The sequence below is a fragment of the Ottowia sp. genome (genome assembly GCF_016703145.1).
Lineage (GTDB): Bacteria > Pseudomonadota > Gammaproteobacteria > Burkholderiales > Burkholderiaceae_C > Ottowia.
Map to the genome: position 1 here is coordinate 719,032 of NZ_JADJCO010000003.1, position 25,218 is coordinate 744,249.

The 25,218-nt window shown below is 70.3% G+C and carries 20 protein-coding genes; 5 read left to right on the top strand and 15 right to left on the bottom strand.

The genetic code is table 11. The annotated features are described in order from the left end of the window. Positions 1-77 precede the first annotated feature (77 nt). The 6 genes from IPG65_RS07060 to IPG65_RS07085 all read right to left on the bottom strand — a co-directional run bounded on the left by IPG65_RS07060 (position 78) and on the right by IPG65_RS07085 (position 6,833). Positions 78-428 carry a ubiquitin-like protein gene (locus tag IPG65_RS07060; protein WP_293188531.1) on the bottom strand — a complete coding sequence of 117 codons (351 nt, stop codon included), beginning with the start codon at positions 426-428 and terminating at the stop codon, positions 78-80. Positions 429-747: 319 nt separating this feature from the next. Next, on the bottom strand, positions 748-1,935 hold the full coding sequence (locus tag IPG65_RS07065; RefSeq protein ID WP_293188532.1) for an ATP-binding protein: 1,188 nt from the start codon (positions 1,933-1,935) through the stop codon (positions 748-750). A 169-nt stretch (positions 1,936-2,104) separates the two neighbouring features. Next, the gene (locus IPG65_RS07070) at positions 2,105-3,202 is read right to left on the bottom strand and encodes a proprotein convertase P-domain-containing protein (protein WP_293188533.1); all 1,098 of its coding nucleotides are present in this window, start codon (positions 3,200-3,202) and stop codon (positions 2,105-2,107) included. 128 nt (positions 3,203-3,330) lie between these two features. After that, positions 3,331-4,503: a 3-phosphoglycerate dehydrogenase family protein gene (locus IPG65_RS07075; RefSeq protein WP_293188534.1), complete on the bottom strand. Its 1,173-nt coding sequence runs from the start codon at positions 4,501-4,503 to the stop codon at positions 3,331-3,333. Positions 4,504-4,552: 49 nt separating this feature from the next. After that, the gene (locus tag IPG65_RS07080; protein ID WP_293188535.1) at positions 4,553-5,671 is read right to left on the bottom strand and encodes a phosphoserine transaminase; all 1,119 of its coding nucleotides are present in this window, start codon (positions 5,669-5,671) and stop codon (positions 4,553-4,555) included. Between the two features lie 211 nt (positions 5,672-5,882). Further along, positions 5,883-6,833 carry an IS110 family transposase gene (locus IPG65_RS07085; RefSeq protein WP_293188396.1) on the bottom strand — a complete coding sequence of 317 codons (951 nt, stop codon included), beginning with the start codon at positions 6,831-6,833 and terminating at the stop codon, positions 5,883-5,885. 230 nt (positions 6,834-7,063) lie between these two features. Here IPG65_RS07085 and IPG65_RS07090 point away from each other — a divergent pair, with 230 nt between their 5' ends. From IPG65_RS07090 to IPG65_RS07105, 4 genes are all read left to right on the top strand, one after another. After that, the gene (locus IPG65_RS07090) at positions 7,064-9,550 is read left to right on the top strand and encodes an alpha/beta hydrolase fold domain-containing protein (protein WP_293188536.1); all 2,487 of its coding nucleotides are present in this window, start codon (positions 7,064-7,066) and stop codon (positions 9,548-9,550) included. Positions 9,551-9,720: 170 nt separating this feature from the next. Continuing rightward, positions 9,721-10,551 carry an orotidine-5'-phosphate decarboxylase gene (gene pyrF, locus IPG65_RS07095; protein WP_293188537.1) on the top strand — a complete coding sequence of 277 codons (831 nt, stop codon included), beginning with the start codon at positions 9,721-9,723 and terminating at the stop codon, positions 10,549-10,551. 68 nt (positions 10,552-10,619) lie between these two features. Beyond that, positions 10,620-11,603: a tripartite tricarboxylate transporter substrate binding protein gene (locus IPG65_RS07100; protein ID WP_293188538.1), complete on the top strand. Its 984-nt coding sequence runs from the start codon at positions 10,620-10,622 to the stop codon at positions 11,601-11,603. Then, positions 11,600-12,586: a succinylglutamate desuccinylase/aspartoacylase family protein gene (locus tag IPG65_RS07105; RefSeq protein WP_293188539.1), complete on the top strand. Its 987-nt coding sequence runs from the start codon at positions 11,600-11,602 to the stop codon at positions 12,584-12,586. The genes IPG65_RS07100 and IPG65_RS07105 overlap by 4 nt, the downstream gene beginning before the upstream one ends. An 80-nt stretch (positions 12,587-12,666) precedes the next feature. On the opposite strand, the gene IPG65_RS07110 is transcribed toward IPG65_RS07105, so the two are convergent. The 7 genes from IPG65_RS07110 to IPG65_RS07140 all read right to left on the bottom strand — a co-directional run bounded on the left by IPG65_RS07110 (position 12,667) and on the right by IPG65_RS07140 (position 23,146). After that, entirely contained in the window at positions 12,667-15,441 is a 2,775-nt protein-coding gene (locus IPG65_RS07110) for a nitrate reductase (RefSeq protein WP_293188540.1), read from the bottom strand. Beyond that, complete coding sequence (gene nirD, locus IPG65_RS07115; RefSeq protein WP_293188541.1) at positions 15,438-15,821, bottom strand: nitrite reductase small subunit NirD; 384 nt, start codon at positions 15,819-15,821, stop codon at positions 15,438-15,440. The genes IPG65_RS07110 and nirD overlap by 4 nt, the downstream gene beginning before the upstream one ends. Beyond that, on the bottom strand, positions 15,818-18,274 hold the full coding sequence (gene nirB / locus IPG65_RS07120) for a nitrite reductase large subunit NirB (protein WP_293188542.1): 2,457 nt from the start codon (positions 18,272-18,274) through the stop codon (positions 15,818-15,820). Before nirB ends, nirD begins: the two co-directional genes overlap by 4 nt. Positions 18,275-18,308: 34 nt before the next feature. Continuing rightward, the gene (locus IPG65_RS07125) at positions 18,309-19,568 is read right to left on the bottom strand and encodes a nitrate/nitrite transporter (protein ID WP_293188543.1); all 1,260 of its coding nucleotides are present in this window, start codon (positions 19,566-19,568) and stop codon (positions 18,309-18,311) included. 420 nt (positions 19,569-19,988) lie between these two features. Beyond that, positions 19,989-21,344, bottom strand: coding sequence for a nitrate regulatory protein (locus IPG65_RS07130; protein ID WP_293188544.1), 1,356 nt, complete (start codon positions 21,342-21,344; stop codon positions 19,989-19,991). 64 nt (positions 21,345-21,408) lie between these two features. Next, positions 21,409-22,401: a tripartite tricarboxylate transporter substrate binding protein gene (locus tag IPG65_RS07135; protein ID WP_293188545.1), complete on the bottom strand. Its 993-nt coding sequence runs from the start codon at positions 22,399-22,401 to the stop codon at positions 21,409-21,411. Positions 22,402-22,429: 28 nt separating this feature from the next. Further along, a complete protein-coding gene (locus IPG65_RS07140) occupies positions 22,430-23,146 on the bottom strand; it encodes a GntR family transcriptional regulator (protein ID WP_293189987.1) in 717 nt (238 codons plus the stop codon). 88 nt (positions 23,147-23,234) lie between these two features. On the opposite strand from IPG65_RS07140, the gene IPG65_RS07145 reads away from it, so the two are divergent. Next, positions 23,235-24,044 carry an amidohydrolase family protein gene (locus IPG65_RS07145; protein WP_293188546.1) on the top strand — a complete coding sequence of 270 codons (810 nt, stop codon included), beginning with the start codon at positions 23,235-23,237 and terminating at the stop codon, positions 24,042-24,044. Positions 24,045-24,056: 12 nt separating this feature from the next. Here the strand turns inward: IPG65_RS07145 and IPG65_RS07150 are convergent, their stop codons facing one another. Both IPG65_RS07150 and IPG65_RS07155 read right to left on the bottom strand, forming a co-directional pair. Further along, the gene (locus IPG65_RS07150) at positions 24,057-24,875 is read right to left on the bottom strand and encodes a M48 family metallopeptidase (protein WP_293188547.1); all 819 of its coding nucleotides are present in this window, start codon (positions 24,873-24,875) and stop codon (positions 24,057-24,059) included. A gap of 166 nt (positions 24,876-25,041) precedes the next feature. Then, positions 25,042-25,215, bottom strand: a complete 174-nt coding sequence (locus IPG65_RS07155; RefSeq protein ID WP_293190103.1) for a hypothetical protein — start codon at positions 25,213-25,215, stop codon at positions 25,042-25,044. Positions 25,216-25,218: the final 3 nt, after the last annotated feature.

Below are 25,218 nucleotides of genomic sequence, written 5' to 3' on the forward strand. Positions count from 1 at the left end.
GTAGTCGGCTGCAGAGGCGTGAAGGTTGGCTGTCATGGAGGAAATTTCATCTGACCCCATTTCTCGTCCTGACCAACCTAGCCCCCGCGAGACCGCCTACGCCTCAGCACGGCCACAACCCCAATCAGTAGGGCAGTCGAGGCCAATCCCATAGGTGATATGGCTGGCACGGGTGCTAGCGTTGCTTCTGGCGCGGCCTCTGGAGGCGGCAGTCGCAGCACCAAGTGCAGGGTGCTCTCTTTCTGGATGTTGTAGTCGGATAATGACCTGCCGTCTTCCAGCTGCTTTCCTGCAAAGATGAGATGTTGCTGATCTGGCGGGATGCCTTCCTTGTCCTGGATCTTCTGCTTGACCTGCTCGATTGTGTCGCCTGACTCAACCTCTAGGGTGATGGTCTTGCCTGTGAGGGTTTTGACGAAGATTTGCACGGGCTCTCCTTTTGTCTATTTGTTTGAAACTTCACCCAGCAACTCGCGGTCATCCATGATCTGGCCGTGGTGCTCGCCCTGGTCGATCTTCTTTATGCGCAGGGTTGGAATCATCAGCGGGCACCCTGCGCCAGGCCCAGGGTGCCACCGCACGCCCTTCGCTCCACAGCCCGCGCCTTGCCTGCATGGCTTCGTCCTGAACTGGGGAAATTGGTGGGGCAATTGAGGTCGGAGAACATTTCTTGGGTTGGCAGTGGAAACGGGATCGGATAAAAATTTCTCCAAGGCCCGCGTGACAAGCGCCTACTGGCCCAGCCCGTCATCGCCAGTCATCGCCGGGCATGATGCGCTTCATGAATGCATCGAACATGGGTACCGTGAAAGCGGTGTCGCCATGGTTGGGGCTCCACACCATGCCTTTGGCGATCAGCGAGCTGCGCGTCGGCGCCAGCGAAGAGACTTTGGCGTTCATGCATGCGGCGATGTCGCCGGAGCGGTGGGGGCCTTCTCCCAGTTCCGCCATGGCGCGCAGGTACTTCTTCTCCTTGGGCGTGCAGCGGTCGAAGCGGACGCGAAAGAAGCTTTCATCCAGTGCGGCAACGGCGGTCGTGGAGGCCGACTGCACGTCCGCGAGCCCGATGGGCGAGCCTGCCGCCGCCAGCCAGGTATGGCTGCCCCAGGCTTGCAGGAAATAGGCATAGCCTTGGGTCACCCGCAGGATTTCGGCCAAGGCCTCGTCCGTGATCCGCACGCCTTCATCGTTCAGCGGCTTACTGATGGCCAGGCGCGCTGCGTCGGCGGTGAGCGGGCCGATCTCCGGGAAGCTGAACAGCCGCTCGGCATAGGACTTGGCATTGCCCATGCGCCCGCGCAGCTGCGGTAGCCCGGCACCGACCAAGACCACGGGCAACTGCCGCTGTTCGGTTCTGTGCAGCGAAGTGATCAGCGCCGCGAGCTGATCCTCCTCGACGTACTGGAGTTCGTCGATGAACAAGGCCAGCGCCGTGCCGGCCGCCTTGGCCGCCAGCCCGACCTGCTCCATCAGTGCTTGCAGGTCGTGCTCCAGATCGCCGTTGTCTGCCAGGCCAGGTTCGGCGTCGTAGTCCAGACCCACCTCGATGTCGTTGTAGGTGAGCTTCAGTTTGCCCACGAAGCCCGCCAGCGCGCGCAGCCCGCGGATGGCATAGGCCTTGGCGGCTTCCATTTGGCTCAGCCGCAGCAGCGCCTGCCTGAGTTGCGGTGCGAGCAGGGCCGGCAGTGAGCGGCCTTCGGGCGCTTCAATGCGAACGCTGTGGATGCCGGCGGCTTCCGCATCATCCCGAACCCGGTCCAGCAGCACGGTCTTGCCGACGCCGCGCAGGCCGACCAGCATGGCGCTCTTGGCGGGGCGGCCCAGGCGGGCGCGCTCCAGCGCGACATGCAGCGATTCGCGCAAGGCATCGCGGCCCGCGAGTTCCGGTGGCGGCGTGCCAGCGCCGGGGGCGAACGGGTTGCGAATGGGGTTCATGCGAAAATTATAGCGTTGTTTGTTAAATTACTAATGTTGAGTAACTTTAAAAACATCACTTGATTTCAACCGCGCCCACCGCAGTCTCGTGAGGCGCGGATTGGCCACGAGATGACAGAAATGGTGACAGAAATGGGGTCAGATCAAAATTTCCGTTGATCTGGACGCATCAATGCACGCGGCGGCGCCGTGCGCCCAGCATCAGCAGGCCCGCGAGCAGGCCCAGCGCGCCTGCCGACAGAGAGGGAACGGGCCGTGGCGCGGCGGCCGAGGCCGTCACCGTGCCGCCGGTGCTGTTGTTGGCGGGGGTCGGATCGACCACGCCAGCGGGGGCGGCCACGGTGGCGGTGTTGCTCAGGGCGCCGGTGGCGTTCACGGTGGCCGTCACGGTGTAGACGACCGATGCGCCAGCCGGCAGGTTCACCGTATCGGCCACGGCGCCGCTGCCCGACGCGGTGCAGGTGCCGCCGCCCGAGCCCGCGCAGGTCCAAGTGGCGTTCGTCAAGCCGGCCGGCAGCGTGTCGGCCACGGTGGCGCCGGTGGCGGCGGACGGGCCAGCGTTGTGGGCCATCAGCGTGTACGTCACCGTGCCGCCGACCGTGGCCGTGGCGGTCGTGGGCGATTGGAGGATGGACAGGTCGGCTTCGGGTGCGGCTGCATCCAGGTGGATGGACCAGGCACGGATGTTGCCTGTGTCTCCGCGCGAGAAATCTTGTGCCAGCAATTCCCACTGGCCGTTGGCGGTTTCGCCCATAAAGGCGCTCAGGGGTGAGTTGGGCCGCCAGGGGCCTGTGATGGGCTCCACCTCGGGGGCCGATTGAATGGATGTGGCGGCGGCATCGTCCAGGGTCAGCCCGCAGAAGTTGTTGGCGTCGTAGCCGAAGTCTTCACCGGTGCGGCCAAGCCGGCTGATCAGCGGAACCACGGTTCCGTCTGGCGAACGCAGTTGGATCACCAGATCGCCTATCCAGGAGTGGTCAATGCCCACCGTGGTGGCGTTTTCGTTGGCCGTGCAAGCGCTGCCGTCAATGCTCACGGTCAAGGCACTCACGTTGCCGGGCAAGCCCGATACCGTGATGGGCGCGCTGACCTGGGTGCCGGGTGTGTTCGATCCTGCTCCTCCATCGGGAATGGGGACGACTGGGTCGCTGCCGCTGCTGCTGTAGCTGAAGGTGGCGGCGTGGGCCGCGCCGGGAGCCACCACGGCCGCGGCGGCCAGGGCCAGGGTGCTCAGGTGGCGACGCAGCGCAGCGCGGTGTGGTGTCACGGGGGCTCCTACAAGGAAATGGGCGAGAAAAGGCTGCATGATAGGCTGGCGCTGTTCGCGGCTAAAGCCGGTTAAGGAAAATTGGGGTCAGATCACAATTCTTTGTGACACGGGCTTTAGAAGGCACCTCACACCACCCGCACCCGAATCACATGCGCCACCCCCGCGATGGCCGCGATCGCCTCGGGCGCCGGCGCGCTGGCCACGTCGATGATGTTGAAGGCCAGCTCGCCGCGGCTGCGGTTGGTCATGTCGATGACGTTGAGCTGGGCCTCGGCCAGCACCGACAGCACATGGCCCAGCACGCCGGCCACGTTGTCGTTGGCGATGGTGATGCGCGCGGCGCCGGGGGTGCGGTCCATGCGGATGGCGGGGTAGTTCACGCTGTTGGCGATGTGGCCGTGCTCCAGGAAGTCGATCAGCTGCTCGGCCGCCATCACGGCGCAGTTCTCCTCCGACTCCTCGGTGCTGGCGCCGATGTGCGGCGTGGCGATGACCTTGGGGTGCGCGGCCAGCCCGGGCTCGGGGAAGTCGCACACGTAGCGTCCCAGCCGCCCGCCGTCCAGCGCCTGGGCGATGGCGGCGGGGTCCACGATGGTCTCGCGCGCGAAGTTGAGCAGCACGGCGCCGGGCTTGATGCCGGCCAGCGCGGCGGCGTTGACGAGGTGGCGCGTGGCGTCCAGCGCGGGCACGTGCAGGCTCACGTAGTCGGAGCGCGCCAGCAGGGCGGGCAGGTTCTCCATGCGCTGCACGGCGTTGGACAGGCGCCAGGCAGCGTCGATCGACAGCGCCGGGTCGAAGCCCAGCACCTTCATGCCCATGGCCAGCGCCATGTCGGCCACCATGGAGCCGATGGCGCCCAGGCCGACGATGCCCAGCGTCTTGCCACGCAGTTCGCCGCCGGCGAAGCGCGCTTTTTCTTTTTCGAGCAGCGCGTGCATGGCGGCCGAGTCGCTCATGCCGGCCAGCGATTGCGCGTAGGCGATGCCGGGCAGGATGCCGCGCGTGGCCAGCAGCATGCCGGCCAGCACCAACTCCTTCACCGCGTTGGCGTTGGCGCCGGGCGTGTTGAAGACCACGATGCCCTGCTTGCCGTAGTCGTCCACCGGGATGTTGTTGACGCCGGCACCGGCGCGCGCCACGGCCAGCAGCGACTGCGGCACCGGCGCGCCCTGCAGCTTGTGGCTGCGCAGCAGCACGGCGTCGGGGTGGCCGATGTCGCTGCCCACCTCGTAGCGGTCGCGGGCGAAGCGCTCCAGCCCCTTGACGGAGATCTGGTTGTAGGTCTTGATCCTGAACATGCGCTTGTCTCTCCTGTTTTCATAGCTGCTCGCGCAATGTTGGCGCTGGCTAGGCCCTGATTTGTTCGTAAGCCCAGGCCAGCCAGGGCATCAGCGCCTGCAGGTCGCTCTGCTCGACCGTGGCGCCGCACCAGATGCGCAGTCCGGGCGGCGCGTCCTTGTAGGCGCCGATGTCAAGGGCCACGCCCTCGCTCTCCAGCAGCTTGGCCAGGGCCTTGACCTTGTCCTCGGGCAGGTCGAGCGTCAGGCACACGCTGGTGTTGGAGCGCGTGGCCTCGGTCTTGGCCAGGAAGTGGATCCACGGGTGGGCGGCGACGAAGTCCTCGATCACCTTCAGGTTGGCCGTGCTGCGCGCGATCAGCGCCGGCACGCCGCCCAGGCCGTCGCACCAGGCCAGCGCGTCCAGGTAGTCGGCCACGCACAGCATGCTGGGGGTGTTGATGGTGTCGCCCTTGAACAGGCTCTCGCTCAGCTTGCCGCCCGAGGTCATGCGGAAGATCTTGGGCAGCGGCCAGGGCGGGCTGTAGCTTTCCAGCCGCTCGACCGCGCGGGGGCCCAGGATCAGCATGCCCTGGCCGCCTTCGCCGCCCAGCACCTTCTGCCACGAGAAGGTGATGACGTCCAGCTTGTGCCACGGCAGTTCCATGGCGAAGACGGCGCTGGTGGCGTCGCAGATGGTGAGGCCGGCGCGGTCGTCGGGGATCCAGTCGCCATCGGGCACGCGCACGCCGCTGGTGGTGCCGTTCCAGGTGAAGACCACGTCGTGGTCGAAGTTGACCTGGCTGAAATCGACGATCTCGCCATAGCCGGCCTCCAGCTTGCGCGCGTTCGGCAGCTTGAGCTGCTTCATCACGTCGGTCACCCAGCCGGCGCCGAACGATTCCCACGCCAGCATGTCCACGCCGCGCGCGCCCAGCAGCGACCACATCGCCATCTCCACCGCGCCGGTGTCCGACGCCGGCACCACCGCCACGCGGTAGCCGGCGGGCAGGCCGAGCAGGCGCGCCGTCTCGGTGCAGCAGGCGCCCAGCAGCTTCTTGCCCAGCGCCGAGCGGTGCGAGCGGCCGAGGGCGGACAAGTCGAGCCCGGCGACGTCGTAGCCCGGCCGCTTGGCGCAGGGGCCGGAAGAGAAATTGGGAACCTGGGGTTTGAGGGTAGGGCGCTGCATGGCGGTGGCGTGAGAAGGGAGCCGGCCATTTTAGGAGCCTGTCGGGCCGTTATCCCGCGCTCGGTCGCCCGCGGCCGGCCCGGCGCTGGCGCGGGGCCGCGCCGCAGTTGTGCGGAGGCCGCGCTTCTGATAGCTTGGCGGGGCCCCTCGGGCGTTCCACACAGCGCGCCATGGCGCGCAAAAAACACAGCAACCATCTTGAATGACTAACTCAAGCTATCCCTGCGATCTCGTTGCGCCAAGGCGACTTGGTGCGAGCGATGGCGTTCAGGATGATCAGCAGTTTGTGCATGCAGGCCACGAGGGCGACCTTCTTGGGTTTGCCCGCCACCAGCAGCTTTGCGTAGAAGGCTTTGAGCACTGGATTGAAGCGTGTACCGACGAGCGCGGCCACGTAGAGCACGCGACGCACGTCGGAGCGCCCGCCGAAGATATGACGCTGCCCGCGCAAGGTGCCCGAGTCGCGGTTCATCGGGGCCAAGCCCACCAGCGAGGTGATCTGCCTGCGGTTGAGGTGACCGAGTTCAGGCAGCTGCGCCAGGAGCGTGCTGGCTGTCGTGGGGCCAACGCCTTTGACGGAGGTCAGCAGTTTGGCCAGGTCAGCGTGGTGAGCCCGCACGTGTTCGCGCAGCTGCCCGTCCACGTCGTGGAGCTGGGCGGCGATCGCATCCATGATCGCCAGGATGCTGGCCTTGGCCTTCGGATGGGCCAGCGCCAGGCGCTGGCGCTCGGCCACCAGCATGGCGACCAACTGACGTCGGCGCGTCACCAGCGCGGTGAGTTCGCGCTGCTGCGCATCGAGCAGCGCACGCGGCTCATGACCCTGCGCGTCCAGCAAGGCGGCGAAGCCGCGCAACACCTGCGCGTCGATGCGATCGGTCTTGGCCAGCTTGCCCGTGCAGCGGGCGAAGTCGCGTGCCTGGCGCGGGTTGATGACCGAAACGCGCAGGCCCGCCGCAGCCAGCGCAAGCGCCAGCAGTCGCTCATGGCCGCCCGTGGCCTCCAGCAGGATCAGGCGCGGTGCCAGCGGTACCAGCACCTGGCACAACTCGGCGTGGCCCGCCTCGTCGTTGCCCAGACTCAAGGTTTGCGCCTCGCCGCTGGCAGCCACCTCGAAGCTGGCCTTGGCGACATCGATACCCACGTAGACAGGTTCACTCATAGCAGTTCTCCGGCTCCCAGCCTTATGAATACGAAATGTGTTCGATCAACCATTCGGGATGCAGCAGAACAAAAAGACCACCACCGCGCGCCCTGTGCTGTGGTTCGAGCTCGGGCTCGCAGGAGACCCAGGCTGCGCAATGGCGAGTCAACCCGTTCACTGATCGACGTGCTTGCCTGCACTTCGACCACTGAAGTTTGAATTATTTGAAAGATATAAGGAGACAACACATGGCTGAAGCGAATGAAACGGGCGCGTCGTTCGACGTCGTCGTCGTCGGTGCCGGTTTTTCCGGTCTGTACCTGCTGCACCGGCTGCGGCAGGCGGGCTTCTCCACCCTGGTGGTGGACACGGCGGACGGCGTGGGCGGCACCTGGTACTGGAACCGCTACCCCGGCGCGCGCTGCGACATCCAGACCATGGACTACAGCTACACCTTCGACCCCGAGCTGGACCGCGCCTGGCAATGGTCCGAAAAGTACGCCGCGCAGCCCGAGATCCTGCGCTACCTGAACTTCGTCGCCGACCGCTACGACCTGCGCTCCGGCATCCGCTTCAACACCAGCGTGACCGCCGCGCACTGGGACGAGGGCGCGGAGCGCTGGCAGCTGGCCACCAGCGCCGGACCGCTCTCGTGCCGCTACTACATCATGGCCACGGGCTGCCTGTCCTCGCCCAAGCCGCCCGAGATCGACGGCGCGGCCGACTTCCAGGGCGCTACCTACGTCACCGGGCGCTGGCCGCACGAGGGCGTGGACTTCAGCGGCCAGCGCGTGGCCGTCATCGGCACCGGCTCGTCGGGCATCCAGGCCATCCCGCTGATCGCCGAGCAGGCCGCGCAGCTGACGGTGTTCCAGCGCACGGCCAGCTACGCGCTGCCGGCGCGCAACGGCGCGCCCGACCCCGGCCGCCTGGCCGCGCGCCAGCAGAGCCGCGACGCCTACTGCGAGCAGGCGCGCTGGTCGCTGGCCGGCGTGCCGTACCCGCCGCTCACGGTCGCCAGCTGGCAGCTGAGCGACGCCGAGCGCCGCGCGCGCTTCGAGCAGGCGTGGGAAGCGGGCGACCTGGTCGGCTACGTCACCCAGCTGTGGGCCGACCAGGTTTTTGATGTCGAGGGCAATGCACTGGTGGGCGAACTGGTGGCTGAAAAAATTCGCGCCACGGTGCAAGACCCGGCCACCGCCGCCGCCCTGACGCCCAAGAACCTGCCCTTCGGCGCCAAGCGCCCGTGCCTGGACACCCACTACTACGCCACCTATAACCTTCCCCACGTCACGCTGGTCAGCCTGAGCCAGGAGCCCATCCAGCGCATCACCGCCACCGGCATCCAGACCGCCGCGCGCCACGTCGAGGTGGACGCCATCGTGTTCGCCACCGGCTTCGACGCCATGACCGGCGCCATGCTGGCGGTGCACCCCATCACCGGGCGCGGCGGCCGGACGCTGGCCGGCGAGTGGGCCGAGGGCCCGCGCAGCTACCTGGGTGAGGCCACCGGCACCGCGCAGGCCGGCTGGGCGCGCCACCTGCACGAATGCACCGGCCTCACCCTGCACCACCTGGCCGGCACCTGGTACACCGGCGCCAACGTGGCCGGCAAGGTCCAGGGCGTGATGCCCTACACCGGCGGCGTCGGGCTGTACCGGGGCCTGTGCAACGCGGTGGTCGAGCACGGCCTGCTGGGCTTTCGCCTCACCGGCCCCGGCCGGCCCGAGCAGTGCCACGACGGCGAGATCGCGCGCCTGCAGCCCGACGCGCAGATGGTGCTGAGCCTGCTGGCGCAAGCCGGCCTGCCGCCGCTGGAGACCCTGGGCGCCGCCGGCGCGCGCGCCGTGCTGGCCCAGCTCAACCAGGGCCGCCCCGCCGGGCGGCCCATCGGCGAAGTGGTCGATGGCAGCCTGGCCGGCGCCGACGGCCCGCTGCGCTACCGGCTCTACCGGCCCGCCACCCCGGGGCCGCACCCGGTGGTGGTGTACTTCCACGGCGGCGGCTGGGTGCTGGGCGACGAGGCGTCGGACGACCCGTTCTGCCACGACCTGTGCCGCCGCGCCGACATGGTGGTCGTCAGCGTGGGCTACCGCCACGCGCCGGAGCACCCGTTCCCCGCCGCCGCCGAGGACGGCCATGCCGCCACGCGCTGGATCGCCGGGCACCTGGCCGAGCTGGGCGGGCGCCCCGGCCCGCTGCTGGTGGCCGGCTGGAGCGCGGGCGGCAACGTCGCCGCCGTCACCTGCCAGCTGGCGCGCGACCGCGGCGGTCCCGCCATCGCCGGGCAGCTGCTGGCGTGCCCGGTGACCGACGGCGACTTCAGCCGCCCGTCCTACGCGCAGAACGCCGACGGCTACTTCCTCACCAGCCCCCTCATGCACTGGTTCTGGGACAGCTACTGCCCGCCTGAGCAGCGCGGCGACCCGCGCGCGTCGCCCTTGCGCGGCCAGCTGCAGGGCCTGCCGCCGGCCTTCATCGCCACCGCCGAGTTCGACCCGCTGCGCGACGAGGGCCAGGCCTACGCCCAGGCGCTGGAGGCCGCGGGGGTGCCGGTGGAGCTGTGGCAGGGGCGCGGCCAGATGCACGCCTCCTACACCATGGTGGACATGATCGTGACGGCCAACGAGGCGCGCTCGCGCATGGCGCAGGCCCTGCGCGCCTTCGCCGGGCTGCCGGCCGAGCTGGCGGCTGACCCGGCCGCGCGCGAGGCCGAGGCGGCCACGGCGTCCTAGATGGAGTCGCCACAAGCCCGGTTCGGCCGGGCGCTGGTGGGGCGCACGGCGGCGTCGGTCAACCGAGGGTTGTGGATCGCTACTATATTGATAGCTGTCTGCGCTTGATCCATGCTGGCAAAGGGCCAAAAACGCTTAAAGCCGCTGGCGCCCGCCCTAAAATCGCCGCCATGACTTTCATCGAACGACTGCGCGCCGCCGAGGCGGCCAACGCCTCCATGCTGTGCGTGGGGCTGGACCCGGAGCCGGCGCGCTTTCCCGCCGGCATCGCGCGCGATGCCGCTGGCATCCACGACTTCTGCGCCCGCATCGTCGAGGCCACGGCCGACCTGGTGATCGCCTTCAAGCCGCAGATCGCCTACTTCGCCGCCCACCGCGCCGAGGCCGAGCTGGAAAAGCTGATGGCCCACATGCGCGCCGTGGCGCCCGGCGTGCCCATCATCCTGGATGCCAAGCGCGGCGACATCGGGTCGACTGCCGAGCAATACGCCAAGGAGGCCTTCGAGCGCTACGGCGCCGATGCCGTCACGCTGTCGCCCTTCATGGGCTTCGATTCGGTCGCGCCCTACCTGCAGTACGAGGGCAAGGGCGCCTTTTTGCTGTGCCGCACCTCCAACCCCGGCGGCGACGACCTGCAGAACCAGCGCCTGGCCAGCGTGCCCGGCCAGCCGCTGCTGTACGAGCACGTCGCCCGCCTGGCGCAGGGGCCGTGGAACCTGAACGGCCAGCTCGGCCTGGTGGTGGGCGCCACCTACCCGCAGGAGATCGAGCGCGTGCGCCAACTGGCGCCCACGCTGCCGCTGCTGATCCCCGGCGTGGGCGCGCAGGGCGGCGACGCGGCGGCCACCGTGAAGGCCGGCCTGCCCGGCGCGGACAGCGGTCCCATCATCGTCAACAGCTCGCGCGCCATCCTGTACGCCAGCAGCGGCGCGGACTTCGCCCAGGCCGCGCGGGCGGCGGCCGAAGCCACGCGGGCGGCGCTGCAGGCGGCGCGCGGCTGACGTGGCACGGCCTTTGCATCACGCTGCCACCGCCATTCGCACTGTCTTTTTTTAGGAGCCCAACCGACATGACTTCGTCCACCTTCCGCACGGCCTGTGCCGCCGCCGGCATGGCCCTGGCCTTTTGCGCCGCCCCCGCCCACGCCCAGGCGCCGTACCCCAACCGGCCCATCTCCCTCATCGTCGGCTACCCGGCCGGCGGCAGCACCGACCTCACCGGCCGCACGCTGGGCGAGGCGCTGGCCAGGCAGCTCGGCGTGCCGGTGGTGATCGAGAACGTGGGCGGCGCCGGCGGCGCCATCGGCGCGCAGAAGGCCGTCAGCGCCGCGCCGGACGGCTACACGCTGTTCGTCGGCGCCAGCAACGAGGTCGCCATCGCCCGGCTGATCAACAAGACCGTGAAGTACAACGTCCAGGACTTCACCCCCATCGGCCTGATCGCCACGCAGCCCATGGTGCTGGTGACCTCCGCCGCGTCGGGCGTGAAGAACGTCGACCAGTTCATCGCCAAGGCCAAGGCCGCGCCCGGCAAGTACAGCTACGGCAGCTCCGGCATCGGCACCGCGCTGCACCTGGCCGGCGAGACGATCAAGGAGCGCGCCGGCCTGTTCATGACCCACATCCCCTACCGCGGCGTGGCGCCGCTCACCACCGACCTGGTGGGCAACAACCTGGAGTACGGCCTCTTCGTGCTCTCCAGCGGCCTGCCGCACATCAAGAGCGGCAAGGTGGTGGCCCTGGGCACCACCGAGGCCAAGCGCTCGCCGATGACGCCCGACATCCCCGCGCTGGGCGAGGACCCGCGCCTCAAGGGCATGGACATCGGCATCTGGTTCGCGCTGCTGGGCCCGGCCAAGCTGCCCGAACCCGTCGCCGCCCGGCTCAAGACCGCGCTGGCCGAGGTGCTGAAGTCGCCCGAGTTCCGCAAGAAGATGGAGGACTCCGGCTCCGTCGTGGCGCAGGCCGGCGGGGGCGTGGATCTGGCCCGCTTCCTGCAGTCCGAGGTCGCCAAATACCAGAAGATCGTGCAATTCGCGAAGATCGAGCAATGAACAACACCCTGACCTTCGAATTGCCCTTGCCCGACATCGCCGCCTGGCGCGGCGGCAACACCGGGACCGAGGGCGTGTGGCGCTTCGACTCGGGCCGGCCCGGCCGCCACGTGATGATCAGCGCGCTGATCCACGGCAACGAGCTGTGCGGCGCCTGGGCGCTCAAGGGCCTGCTGGACGCCGGCCTGCGCCCGGCCGCCGGCGGCCTGACGCTGGCCTTCTGCAACCTGGCCGCGTTCGACCGCTTCGACGCCGCCAGCCACGACGCCGCGCGCTTCGTCGAGCAAGACCTGAACCGCCAGTGGAGCGTGGAGCGCATGGACAGCGGCGACTCGCTGGAGCGCCGCCGCGCCGCCGCGCTGCGCCCCTTCGTCGAGCAGGCCGACTGGCTGCTCGACCTGCACTCCATGCACGAGCCCTCGGCCCCGCTGCTGCTGACCGGCGTGCAGCCGCGCAACCTCGAACTGGCGCGCGCGCTGCGCACGCCCGAGCACGTCGTCATCGACGCCGGCCACCAGGACGGCGTGCGCATGCGCGACTTCGGCCGCTTCGGCCTGCCCGACGATGCGGCGGGCGACGTGCGCTCGCTGCTGCTCGAATGCGGCTTCCACGGCGACCCGGCCAGCCGCGCCGTGGCGCAGGACATGTGCCTGCGCTTCCTGGAGCAGGCCGGCTCCCTGGACGCCGCCGCGCTGGCCGCCACGCTGCCCGGCTGGCGCCTGCCCGACGCGCCGCGCCAGTGGGCGCTGACGGTGGAAGGCGCCGCCGTCGCGCGCAGCGCGCGGCTGGCCTTCACCGAGCCCTTCACCGGGCTGGAAGTGATCGACAAGGCCGGCACCGTCATCGGCCACCACGACGGTCCCGGCCAGGGCGACCCCGTGGTCACGCCCTACGACGACTGCGTGCTGGTGATGCCCTCCACGCGCCAGGCGCGCGAGGGCGTGACGGTGGTGCGCTTCGCGCGGCGGCGGGTGCTGGGCTGAAGGCCGTCGGACTTTTAGCTACATAAAATGTAGCTAAAAGTCTTTTATCGACGCGGGCTGGAGGCCAAAAACACTCGGAATCAGGCCGGCTGCCCGGCCAGGGTCGTCCGCACCAGCCGCTTGAGTTCGGGCACGCACGAGCCGCAGTTGGTGCCGCATTTCAGGGACGCCTGCAATTGCGCCAGGCGCTCGCCGCCGTCGCCGGTGCAGCGGGCCAACTGGCCGGCGATGGCGGCTTCGCCGACCCCGAAGCAGCTGCACACCACCTTGCCGCGCGCCGCCACGCCCGCCGGCGCCGCGGCCTGCGGGGACAGCAGCCGGCGGCCGTAGCTCTGCGCCGGCAGCCGGTCCTGCAGCAGGGTCTTGATCCAGCTTTCGGCGCGGGTGTCGCCGGCCATCAGGATGCCCGCGATGGTGGCGTTGCCGCCGTCGCGCTCCAGCCGCACCGTGCGCCGCTGGCCGCGCCGGGCGTCGGCGTAGCGCAGGGTGTCGGCGCCGGCCAGGCCCAGCATGCGCTCCAGGTCGATCAGCAGCGCGTCGTCGGGGCGGTCGTAGGCGGCGGCGCGCAGCAGCACGCCCACGGGGTCGGCGCCGCCGCCGAAGGGCACGCAGCTCACGAAGGGCAGGCCCTCCACGCGCTGGCGCAGCGCGGCGCGCAGCGCCAGCGCGGTGCCGGCGGGCAGCCAGGCCATGGCCAGCAGCGACCAGGGCAGCTCGGCCTTGAGGATCTTGATGGGCACATGCTTGAGTTCCGGCTGCTTGGAGACGGGGCAGTGCGCGGGCGTGGTGAGCGCGTTCACGCCCGCCACGGGCGTGCCGGTGCTGGTGCGTCCGCCCAGGAATTCCGGGCCCCAGTGCATCGCGATGAAGGCTTGCGACGGGCCCAGGTCCGCGCCCGGCGCGACGGGGATGATCAGGCTGCCGTGGCGCGAGGTGACGTGCACCAGGTCGCCCTCGCGCAGTTGGCGGCTGGCCATGTCCCGCGGGTGCATCTGCACCGCCGGCTCGGGCACGTGGCCGAACAAGCGGCCCAGCGTGCCGGTGCGGCTCATGCCGTGCCACTGGTCGCGCAGGCGGCCGGTGTTCAGCGAGAAGGGGTAGCGCGGCTCGAGCGGCTCCGCCACGGGCGCGTACGGCGTGTCGATGAAGCGGGCGCGGCCGTCGGCGGTGGGGAACACGCCGTCTTCGTACAGGCGCGCGCGGCCGGTGGCCTCGCCTGCGGGCAGCGGCCATTGCCGGGGGGCGGATTCAAGCATCGCGTAGCTCATGCCGGTGATGTCCAGGTCGCGCCCGCGCGTGGTGGCGCGGTGCTCGTTCCACACCTGCTCGGGGTGGGCGTAGGAGAACAGCGTGGCCGCGCCGGGGGCGAGCCGAGCTTCCATGCGGCGCGCGAAAGCCACGCCGATGGCCCAGTCGTTGCGCGCCTCGCCCGGCGCCGGCACGGCCGGGCGCACGCGCGAGATGCGGCGCTCGCTGTTGGTCACGGTGCCTTCCTTCTCGCCCCAGGTGGTGGCGGGCAGCAGCAGGTCGGCGAAGTCGCAAGTGGCGGCGGTGGCGAAGGCTTCCTGCACCACCACCAGCTCGGCGCGCTGCAGCGCGCGGCGCACGGTGGCCTGGTCGGGCATGGACTGGGCCGGGTTGGTGCAGGCGATCCACAGCGCCTTGATCTCGCCGTCGGCGGCGGCGCGGAACATCTCGATGGCGCTTTTGCCGGGCGTGGCGGGCACCTGCGGCACGCCCCAGAACGCAGCCACCTCGGCACGGTGCGCGGGGTTGGCCAGGTCACGGTGCGCGGGCAGCAGGTTCGACAGGCCGCCCACCTCGCGCCCGCCCATGGCGTTGGGCTGGCCGGTGAGCGAGAACGGCCCGGCGCCCGGGCGGCCGATCTGCGCCGTGGCCAGGTGCAGGTTGATCAGCGCGGCGTTCTTGGCCGTGCCGTGCGAGGACTGGTTCATGCCCATGCAGTACAGGCTGAGCGTGGCCGGCGAGCGCGCGAACAGCCGCGCGGCCTCGACCACGTCGGACGCCCGCAGCCCGCACACCTGCGCCACGCGCTCGGGCGTGCAGTCGCGCACGCGGGCGGCGAGCGCGTCGAAGCCCGTGGTGTGGGCGGCGATGTAGTCGGGCCGTGTCCAGCCGTCCCGCAGCATCACGTGCAGCATGCCGTTGAGCAGCATCACGTCGGTGCCGGGCTGCAGCGGCAGGTGCAGGTCGGCGATCTCGCAGGTGTCGGTGCGGCGCGGATCGACGACGATGATCTTCATGCCGGGCCGGGCGCGCTTGGCGTCCTCGATGCGGCGGAACAGGATGGGGTGCGCCCAGGCGGTGTTGCTGCCGATGATGAACAGGCAGTCGGTGTGGTTCACGTCGTCGTAGCAGGCGGGCGGTGCGTCGGCGCCCAGCGTCTGCTTGTAGCCGGCCACCGCGCTGCTCATGCACAGGCGCGAGTTGGTGTCGATGTTGTTGGTGCCGATGAGGCCCTTGGCCAGCTTGTTGAAGACGTAGTAGTCCTCGGTGAGCAACTGGCCCGAGACGTAGAAGCCCACCGCGTCGGGGCCGTGGTCGCGGACGACCTGGGTGAACTTGTCGGCGGCCAGGTCCAGCGCCGCGTCCCACGCCAGCGGCCGCGGCGTGTCGCCGCGCGCGGCGCGGCGCAGGGGCTGCAGCAACCGCGTCTGGCGCGCGATCTCGGCCGTGGCCGTGAGGTGCAGCGTCGAGCCCTTGGTGCACAGCCGTCCGAAGTTGGCCGGGTGGTCGGGGTCGCCGCGCACGCCGGTGATCCGGCCGCCCTGCGACTGGATGACCACGCCGCAGCCCACGCCGCAGTAGGGGCAGGTGGATCGGGTTTCCGTCATCGGGCCGCGCTTTCCGCGCACGGCCCGGCGACCGGGCGCGGCAGGTCGGTGGCGTGGGTGGCGAGTTCGCCGCTGTCCAGGTGCACCACGCCCCCGGCCACCTTCACCGCGAAGCGCGGCGTGCAGCCCTCGTCGGGCGCCTGCGCGCAGCCGTCGGCCAGGCCGATGGTCCAGTTGTGCAGCGGGCAGGCCACGCGGGTGCCGAACACGATGCCTTGCGACAGCGGGCCGCCCTTGTGCGGGCAGCGGTCGAGCAGGGCGAACACCTGGTCGTCGGCGTTGCGGAACACGGCCACGTCCAGCCCCTCGGCCCGCGCCACGCGGCGCGCGCCCAGCACCGGGATATCGTCCACCCGGCAGATCACTTGCCAATCGCTCATGCCAGCACTCCCTCGGAAGTCACGGCCACGATGGGGATGAACTGGCGCAGATCGACATCCGCTTTGCGGGAGGCCAGCCAGGGGTCGGCCGCGCCGTCCAGCGCCGCCCGCAGCCGCGCCCACAGCGCGCGCCGGCTGGCTTCGTCGTCCACCACGCGCTGCTTCACGTGGTCCAGCCCCACGCGGGCGATGTAGTGCACCGTGCGCTCCAGGTACCAGGCTTCGCCGCGGTACAGCTCCAGGAAGGCGCCGGCGTATTCCAGCACCTCGTCGGCGGTCTTCACCTTCACCAAAAACTGCGCCACTTCGGTCTTGATGCCGCCGTTGCCGCCGACATAGATTTCCCAGCCCGAATCGACGCCGATCACGCCCACGTCCTTGATGCCGGACTCGGCGCAGTTGCGCGGGCAGCCGCTGACGGCCAGCTTGACCTTGTGCGGCGAGTACATGGCCCACAGCGCCTTTTCCAGCGCGATGCCAAGGCTGGTGCTGTCCTGCGTGCCGAAGCGGCACCATTCGCTGCCCACGCAGGTCTTCACCGTGCGGGTGGACTTGCCGTAGGCAAAGCCGCTGGGCATGTCCAGGTCGCGCCACACGGCCTGCAACTGTTCCTTCTTCACGCCCAGCAGATCGACGCGCTGGCCGCCGGTGACCTTGACGGTGGGAATCTGGTACTTGTCCACCACGTCGGCGATGCGGCGCAGTTGCTGGCTGCTCGTCACGCCGCCCCACATGCGCGGCACCACCGAATAGGTGCCGTCCTTCTGGATGTTGGCGTGGCTGCGCTCGTTGATGAAGCGGCTTTGCGGGTCGTCCACGGCCTCCTTGGGCCAGGTGCTGATGAGGTAGTAGTTCAGCGCCGGGCGGCAGCTGGCGCAGCCGTCGGGCGTGCGCCATTCCATGAAGTCGGTCGCCTGCCGGCGCGTCAGCAGATGGTGCTCGCGGATGGCCTTGCGCACGTCCTGGTGGCTCAGGTCGGTGCAGCCGCACAGCGCCTTCTTCTTGGGCGTGGCGGAGAAATCGCCGCCTGCCGTGGCCATCAGGATCTGCTCGACCAGCCCGGTGCACGAGCCGCAGCTCGCGCTGGCCTTGGTGTGCTTGCGCACGTCCTCCAGCGTGAACAGGCCCTTGTCGCGGATGGCCTTGCAGATGGTGCCTTTGCTGACCCCATTGCAGCCGCACACCTCGGCGTCGTCGGCCATGGCGGCGGCCTTGCTCTGGCCCTGGTGGCCGGTGTCGCCGATGTTGGACTCGCCGAACATCAACCTGTCGCGGATGTCCTGCACGCTGCGCCCTTCGCGCAGCAGCTGGAAGTACCAGGTGCCCTCGGTGGTGTCGCCGTACAGGCAGGCGCCCACCAGCTTGTCGTCCCGCAGCACCAGCTTCTTGTAGACGCCGCCGAAGGGGTCGCTCATCACGATCTCCTCGGTGCCCTCGCCGCCGGTGAAGTTGCCGGCCGAGAACAGGTCGATGCCGGTCACCTTGAGCTTGGTCGAGGTGAGCGAGCCGCTGTAGCGCCCGATGCCGAACTGCGCCAGGTGGTTGGCCACCACCTTGGCCTGCTCGAACAGCGGCGCCACCAGCCCGTAGGCGATGCCCCGGTGCGCGGCGCATTCGCCCACGGCGTAGATGCGCGCGTCGGTCACGGTTTGCAGCGTGTCGTTGACGACGATGCCGCGCTCGCAGTGCAGCCGCATCGATTCGGCGAGCTGCGTGTTGGGGCGGATGCCCACGGCCATCACCACCAGGTCGGCCGGCACCTCGGTGCCGTCCTTGAAGCGCACCGTGGTCACGCGGCCGGCGTCGTTGCCCACCAGTTCCTGCGTCTGCGCGCCGATCAGGAATTTCAGGCCGCGCTCCTCCAGCGACTTCTGCAGCATTCGGCCGGCGGTCTCGTCGAGCTGGCGCTCCATCAGCCACGGCGCGATGTGCACCACCGTCACCTGCATGCCGCGCAGCATCAGGCCGTTGGCGGCCTCCAGGCCCAGCAGGCCGCCGCCGATGACCACGGCGTGCTGGTGCACGCGCGCGGCTTCGATCATGTACTCGGTGTCGGCGATGTCGCGGTAGGCGATGACGCCTTTCAGGTCCTTGCCCGGTACCGGCAGCATGAAGGGGTTGGAGCCGGTGGCCAGCAGCAGGCGGTCGTATTCGGCGCTGGTGCCGTCCTCGGCGTGCACGACGCGGCGCGCGCGGTCCACCGACACCACCTTCTTGCCGGCGTGCAGCGTCACGCCGTGGTCGCGGTACCAGTCCCACGAATTGAGCACGATCTCGTCCACCGTCTGGTCGCCCGCCAGCACGGGCGACAGCAGGATGCGGTTGTAGTTGGGGTGCGGCTCGGCGCCGAACACCGTCACGTCGTACAGGTCGGGCTCCAGCTTGAACAGCTCTTCCAGGGTGCGCACCCCGGCCATGCCGTTGCCGACCATCACCAGTTTGAGTTTCTTCATGACTCGGGTTCCTTGTCGTGGGGCAGGGTTCGGCTCAGGCTTGCGGGACCAGGCTATCCGTGGCGCCGCCGGGCTGGGCCTCGGGCCGGCGCGCGCGGCCGCCGGCGCCGACCCAGGTGCGGGTCCAGCGCTTCTGCGCCACGCGCAGCAGCACCAGCATGGCCAGCGCGAGCACGGTGAAGGCGGCGAAGCCCCACAGGTAGCTGCCGGTGAACTGGCGCGACAGCCCCATCGCGTTGGGCACCAGCCCGCCGCCCAGCGCGCCGATCTCGCCGATCATCGAGCCGGCCACCGCCGTGGCCAGCGGCCAGCGCAGCGGCACCAGCTGGAACAGCGCGCCGTTGCCCGCGCCCAGCCCGGCGAAGCACAGCATGAACAGCGCCGTGGTCAGCGCCACCGAGCCACCGGCGAAGCCGCAGGCCATGAGTGACGCCGCCACCAGCAGCAGCACGCCGGTCAGCGCGGTCACGCCGCCCAGCCGGTCGGCCAGGTGGCCGCCCAGCACCCGCACCGCCGAGCCCACCAGCGTGGCCAGCATGGTCAACTGGCCGGCCTCCACCTTGGTGACCTTGAACTGGTCGTAGAAGTAGCTGGGCAGGAAGCTGGCCAGGCCGATGAAGCCGCCGAAGGTGACCACGTAGATCAGGCTGAACACCCAGCCGTCCTTCTCGAACAGGCAGGCCACGTGCGTGCGCAGGCGCTGGTGCGGCTCGCGGTCGGGCGGCTCCTTGGCGCAGACCCACATCACCACCATCGGCACCAGCATCGACAGCGCCGCCAGGCCGTACACCGTGGTCCAGCCGTAGTGCATCGCCAGCGGCGGCGCGAACAGCACCGCCATCACGGTGCCCGAATTGCCCGCGCCGGCGATGCCCATGGCCAGCCCCTTGTACTTGGCCGGGAACCAGCCCGAGCCCAGCGACAGCGCCACGCCGAAGCTGCCGCCCGCGATGCCCAGCAGCACGCCCATGGCGAGCACGCTGTCGTAGCTGTCGACGAAGGAGTAGCCGTACAGCAGGGCCAGCACGATCAGCCCCATCTCGACCATGGCCGCGTTCTTGCGGCCGATGTACTGGGACAGCACGCCGAGCGGGAAGCGCATCAGCGCGCCGGCCAGGATCGGCACCGACACCATGAAGCCCGTCTGCGCCGCGTTGAGCCCGTAGGCCTCGGCGATGAAGGGCCCCATGGCGCCGTTGAGCACCCAGATGGCGAAGGTGAAGTCGAAGTAGAGAAAGGACGCGGCCAGCGTCGGCCAGTGGCCGGAGCGGAGGAAAGTCTTGAAGTGAGACATGGCGGAAGGCGGTCGATGGGCCAACAAAAAAGGCGTCCTCACCGCGTACCGGGCCGCTCGCGCGCTGCGAAGCGGGGCCCGGTCAAGGGTGGGGACGCCTTTGTCCGATGCGGCGGGCGGCCTCCGCCGTTGGAAGCCGCTGCCTGGAGGCCGCCGTTGGCCTCTTGCGCAACGTCATGCAGTTCTCGTGCCAGGTGCCGCGGCGCGCCCGTCGTGCCGGCCGATCCGCCAGGCGGCGGTGGCGCATGGGTTTTTCAAGTCAAATCTGGCTCTGGCCAGCGCCAATATTGCGGTAATAGCTACTTAAATAATAGCAAAATGATGCCCAAATCCTCCCTTTTCCCGCCGCGAAAAGGGCATGGGCGGGGACGGGCGGAGCCCCGGCGAGATCACGGCACTTGTTTTGTGCGGCGCACCATTTCAAGGCGGGTCGCGCCCGTCGCCGGGCGCCGCCGCCGGCAGCAGCTCGGCCAGGGCCAGCACCGATTCGGCGACTTCCACCAAGCGGCGGCTCTGGTGCATCGCCGTCTCGCGCAGCAGCCGGTGCGCGTCGGCTTCGCCCAGGTGGCGGTGCGCCATCAGCAGGCCCTTGGCACGCTCCACCAGCTTGCGTTCGTGCAGCGCGGCGCGCACCGCGGCCAGCTCGTCCTGCATGGCCTGCAGGCGGCGCGACTGCGCCTGCAGCGTGTCCAGCAGCGAGCGCGCCAACTGATGGCCGTAGGGCAGGGACTGCAATGGGTCCATGGCGCCGCCCGCCGCGTGGCCGAGGCTGGCCGGCCAGTCGAGCGGCAGCCCCGCCGCCGCGCGTTCGAGAAAGCCCGCGGCTTCGGCCGGCAGGCCGGCCGGACCGTCCCGGGCGGGATCGAACTGCCGCGTCAGCGCCTGCAGTTGGGTGCATTCCTGCCGCGCTTGCGCGATCTTGGCCGCGCAGCGCGCCTGCAGCAGGGCGGCCATCTCGTCCTCCAGCGCCTTCAGCGCGTCGATGCGCGTGGAGCAGCAGCGGAACCAGGGGCCGCTCAGCTCGGTGTCGAGCGGGGTGCCGGCGGGCGATGCGCAGCCGACGCGACGCAGCCGCTCCAGCTCGGCCGGGGCCTGCGCATCCGGGCCGGGCTGCACCAGCGCGTCGATGTCGGCGTCGCGGAACGCGGCGCACAGCGCCAGGCAGCGCTCCTGCGCGGCGATCAGGTCCAGCCATTGCCGCCGCTGCGGTTCGTCGATGCGGCCGCTGGCGAAGGCGGCCGTGCCGCAGGCACGCTCCTGGCCGCTGAGCTCCTTGCCCTGCATCAGGTGGAACAGTGCCGCCAGCAGGCGCGACACCTCCGGATCGGTGGCGCTGTCGGCGGCCTCGAACACCACCGCCAGCAGCCCGGCGATGAGCCGGCCAAAAGCCGCGGCGGCGTCGTGCGGCGCCAGCGCCAGGGCCCCGATGCGCGCGCGCAGGGCCGGCAGCGCGGCCAGCCCCGGCAGCACGCACGCGATGCGGCTGAACAGCCGCGCGCCGCTGCCGGGATGGCGCGGCACGCCCTGCGCCAGGGGCTCGAAATCGTCCTGCACCGCCCGGGCCAGGCGATCGCAGTCCTCGGCCTGGCGCAGGCGCGCCTCGCCGCCGCGCGCGCCTTGCGAGGCCAGGAACAGGTTCGACAGCCCGCGCTCCTTCTGCAGCGCATGCACCAGCCGGGCGATGGCACCCACCAGCTCGCCGGTGCGGGCGAGCTGCTCCAGCTCGTCGATCTCGCAGCGGCGCGCGGCGATCAGGAAGTTGAGGGCGGATTTCATCGGGTGTCGGCCAGGGATGGCTGGCGGTGCATGCAAGCTCCATGCCGACGGCGCCCGCGCGGCGTCACTCCACCGTGATGTTGCGCGCCTTGATCAACTGGCTGGCCTTGTCCATTTGCGCGCGGATGAAGGCCTGCGCCTGTTCGGGCGAGGTGGTCTGGATGTCGCCGCCGAGCTGCTCGATGCGCTGGCGCACCTCGGGGGCGGCCAGCACCTTCCGCAGCGCGGCCGACAGCTTGGCCACCACCGGCGCGGGCGTGCCGGCGGGGGCGAACAGGGCGTTCCACTCGTACATCTCCGCGCCCTTCACGCCGGCATCGGCCAGCGCGGGCACCTTGGGCAGCAGGGGCGAGGGCTTGGCGCCCGTCACGGCCAGGGGACGCAGCTTGCCCGACTGGATGTGCGGCAGCGTGGACGCCAGGTTGCCGAAGAACAGCGGCACCTGGCCGCCCACCACGTCGTTCAGCGCCGGCCCGCCACCCTTGTAGGGCACGTGCACCATGTCCACGCCGGCGGCCGACTCGAACAGGGCGCCCGCCAGGTGCTGTGCCGACCCGTTGCCCGAGGACGCGAAAGACACGGCGCCCGGCTTGGCCTTGGCCAGCGCCACCAGCTCCGCGATGCTCTGGGGTGCGAACTTGGCGTTCACCAGCACCACGTTGGGGAACAGGGCGGTCACGCCGATCGGCTGGAACGCCTTCAGGCTGTCGTAGGGCAGCTTGGGGTAGAGCGCCGGGTTGGCCGCGAAGGACGAGGCGTCGAACATCAGCGTGTAGCCGTCGGCGCGGGCCTTGGCCACGTAGCCCGCGCCGATCTGGCCGCCCGCGCCGGGGCGGTTCTCGATCACGATGGGCTGGCCCAGCGCCTCGCCCATCTTGGGCCCGATCAGCCGCGCCATCACGTCGGCGCCGCCGCCGGGCGGGTAGGTCACCACCCAGGTGATGGACTTGGTGGGGTAGGCCTCGGCCTGGGCGAGGGCGGGGGCGGCGGCACCGAGGGCGCCGACGGCCGTCACGGCGGCGGCCGTGACGCGGGACCACGAACGAAGCGACATCATGGGAATCTCCAGGAGGTTGAAAACAGGATCACCGCACCTCGGCGGTGTATTCGAAAGCGAAGGCATCGCCCCAGGTGGTGCGCGATTCGATGCACGGGCCGGCCAGGCTGAACGCCTGGCGCTGCACCCGCAGGCCCGGCGCTTGCGCCGGCAACCGCAGCCAGTCGGCCTGCGTCGCGTCCAGGCGCGTGATCGCCAGGTGGTCCTGCGCGCGCGCCACCACCACGCCGCACAGGCGCTGGTACAGCGGGTACAGCAGTGGCCCCCAGCCCGACGGGTCGGAATCCACCAGCGGCGCGAACAGCGGCAGGGGCACCACCACCTGTTCCAGCAGGCAGGGCTGCTGCTCCAGGCTGCGCAGGCGCCGCAGCGTCAGCACCCGGCCCTCGGCGTCCAGCCCGAACAGCCCGCGCTCCTGCGGCTTGGCGCGGCGCACCGCGCGCGACAGGATGCGCGACCGAGGCACGGCGAGCGCGTCGCCCCCGTCCTGCCGGAAGCGGAAGAAGCGCAACAGCGACGCGCCCTCCAGCCCTCGCCGCACGAACGTGCCGCGCCCCTGCTCGCGCACCAGCAGACCTTCGTCCACCAGCACCGCCAACGCCTGCCGCAGGGTGCCGAGGGCCACGCCATAGGCGCGCGCCAGCGCGGCTTCGGCCGGCAGGCCGTCACCCGGCGCCCATTCGCCCTCCAGGATGCGCGCGCGCAGCGCGTGCGCCAGCCGGCCGTAGCGGCTCAGGCCGGGCATGGCGGCGGGTGGCAGCGGGTGGGTGCGCGCCGTCACCTCGTCGGGCGAAGCGATTGCATTGGTCATCTATAGGACTAGAATATAGGCCATGGCGCACACCTTGTCAAAACCGGCCCTGTCCCGCGCGGTGGACACCCACTTCCACGTGTTCGATGCCGGCGTCGCCGTCGCGGGCGCGCGCTACGTCCCCGGCTACGACGCGCCGCTGGCGCAATGGCGCGAGGCCGCCGGCGCCGCGGGCATTGGCCGGGGCGTGCTGGTGCAGACGAGCTTCCTGGGCACCGACAACGCCCGCCTGTTGCGCGAGCTGGACGCCCATCCCGACCTGCTGCGCGGCGTCGCCGTGGTGGCGCCGGGCGCGGGCGCCGCGCTGCTCCAGGACCTGCACCGCCACGGGGTGCGCGGCATCCGCCTCAACCTGGCGGGGCGGCCCACCGGCATCCCCGAATGGGCGGCCGCGTCGGGCCTGTGGGACACGCTGGGCGCGCTGGGCTGGCACGTGGAGCTGCACACCGACGTCGGCGCGCTGCCGCCGGTGATGGCGCAGTTGCCCGCGCATTTGCCGCTGGTGATCGACCACATGGGCAAGCCCGACCAGGCGCGGCTGCACGACCCCACCGTCGCCGCCGTGGCGCGGCGCGCGGCGACGCGGCCGGTGTGGATCAAGCTGAGCGGCCCCTACCGGCTGCAGGGGCGCGACCCCGCCGCGCTGGCGCGGCTGTGGCAAGGCGAACTCGGCGACGGCGCCCTGCTGTGGGGCAGCGACTGGCCCTTCACCAACCACGAGCACGAAGCCCGCTACGGCGCCCTGCACCGCGCGCTGTTCGACTGGGTGGACGAGCCCGCCGCCACGCGGATCCTGACCGGCAACCCCGACGCCCTGTACTGGGCGGCGTGAGGCGGCGGGGGCCTACCGCCGTCCGCCCCGCGCCGCCTCGTACAGCGGCATCACCTTCGGCATGGCCGCCTGCAGCGCCGCCATGCGCTCGCTGGAGGCGGGGTGGGTGGACAGGAACTGCGGCCCGCCGCCCCCGCCCTGCCGCGCCATCTTCTGCCACAGCGTGACGGCGGCGCGCGGGTCGTAGCCGGCGCGCGCGGCCAGTTCCAGGCCGTACAGGTCGGCCTCGCTCTCCATGTGGCGCGAGAAGGGCAGGTCCAGCGCCAGCTGCTTGCCCAGGCCGGCCACCTGCACGGCGCCCTGGCCGGCGCCCAGCAGCGCGCCGCCCACGGCCAGCGCCAGGTCGCCCGCCTGCGACTGCGAAATCTTCTCGCGCGTGTGCTCGCGCAGCGCGTGGGCCATCTCGTGGCCCATGATGGCGGCGATCTCGTCGTCGGTGAGCTGGAGCTTGCGGAGGATGCCGGTGTAGAAGGTGATCTTGCCGCCGGCCATGACGTGGGCGTTGACCGTGTCCTCGTTGATCAGCACCAGTTGCCACGGCCACTTCGCCGCGTCGGGGCGGAAGGCGGCCACCTGCGGCACGATGCGGCGCATGACGGCGTTCACGCGCTCGAACTCCGAGCCGCTGGTGACCAGCTTGCCGCCGGAGCGCGCCTCGCGGTTCTGCTGGTCGTAGTACTGCAGCGACTGCTGCATCACCTGCTCCTGCGATGCCAGCAGCAGTTGCGCGCGCCCCTTGCCCCCGGTGGCCACGCTGCCGCCGGTGGTGCTGGCGCAGCCGGCGGCCAGCGCGGCGGCGGCGAGGGCGGCGATGGGTGTCCAGTGCTTCATGGGTGAATCCTCCTGACGGTTGAACTGATCATTGTGCAGAGCGCGGCCTCGCCTCGGCGTCGGATGGCGCCGTCAATGCTGATTATGAGAAAAAAGTGCCGATAGCCCTTACCAATACTACGTTATATGCTATGCTAAATGTAGCGACTTAATGTCGCCACCGCCCTCACTTGGGCATCGCGCAATGCCCGCCGCTGCCGGGCGTGCCCGAGCCGGCGGCGATGAAGGGCGGCTCCAGCCGCAGGTTGACCGGCGCCGACGCGGCGAAGTCCCAGGCGACGAAGCCGGCGAGCGCGGCCCAGAAGACCCAGCGGCGCGCGGTGACGGTGCTCATGCTCATGAC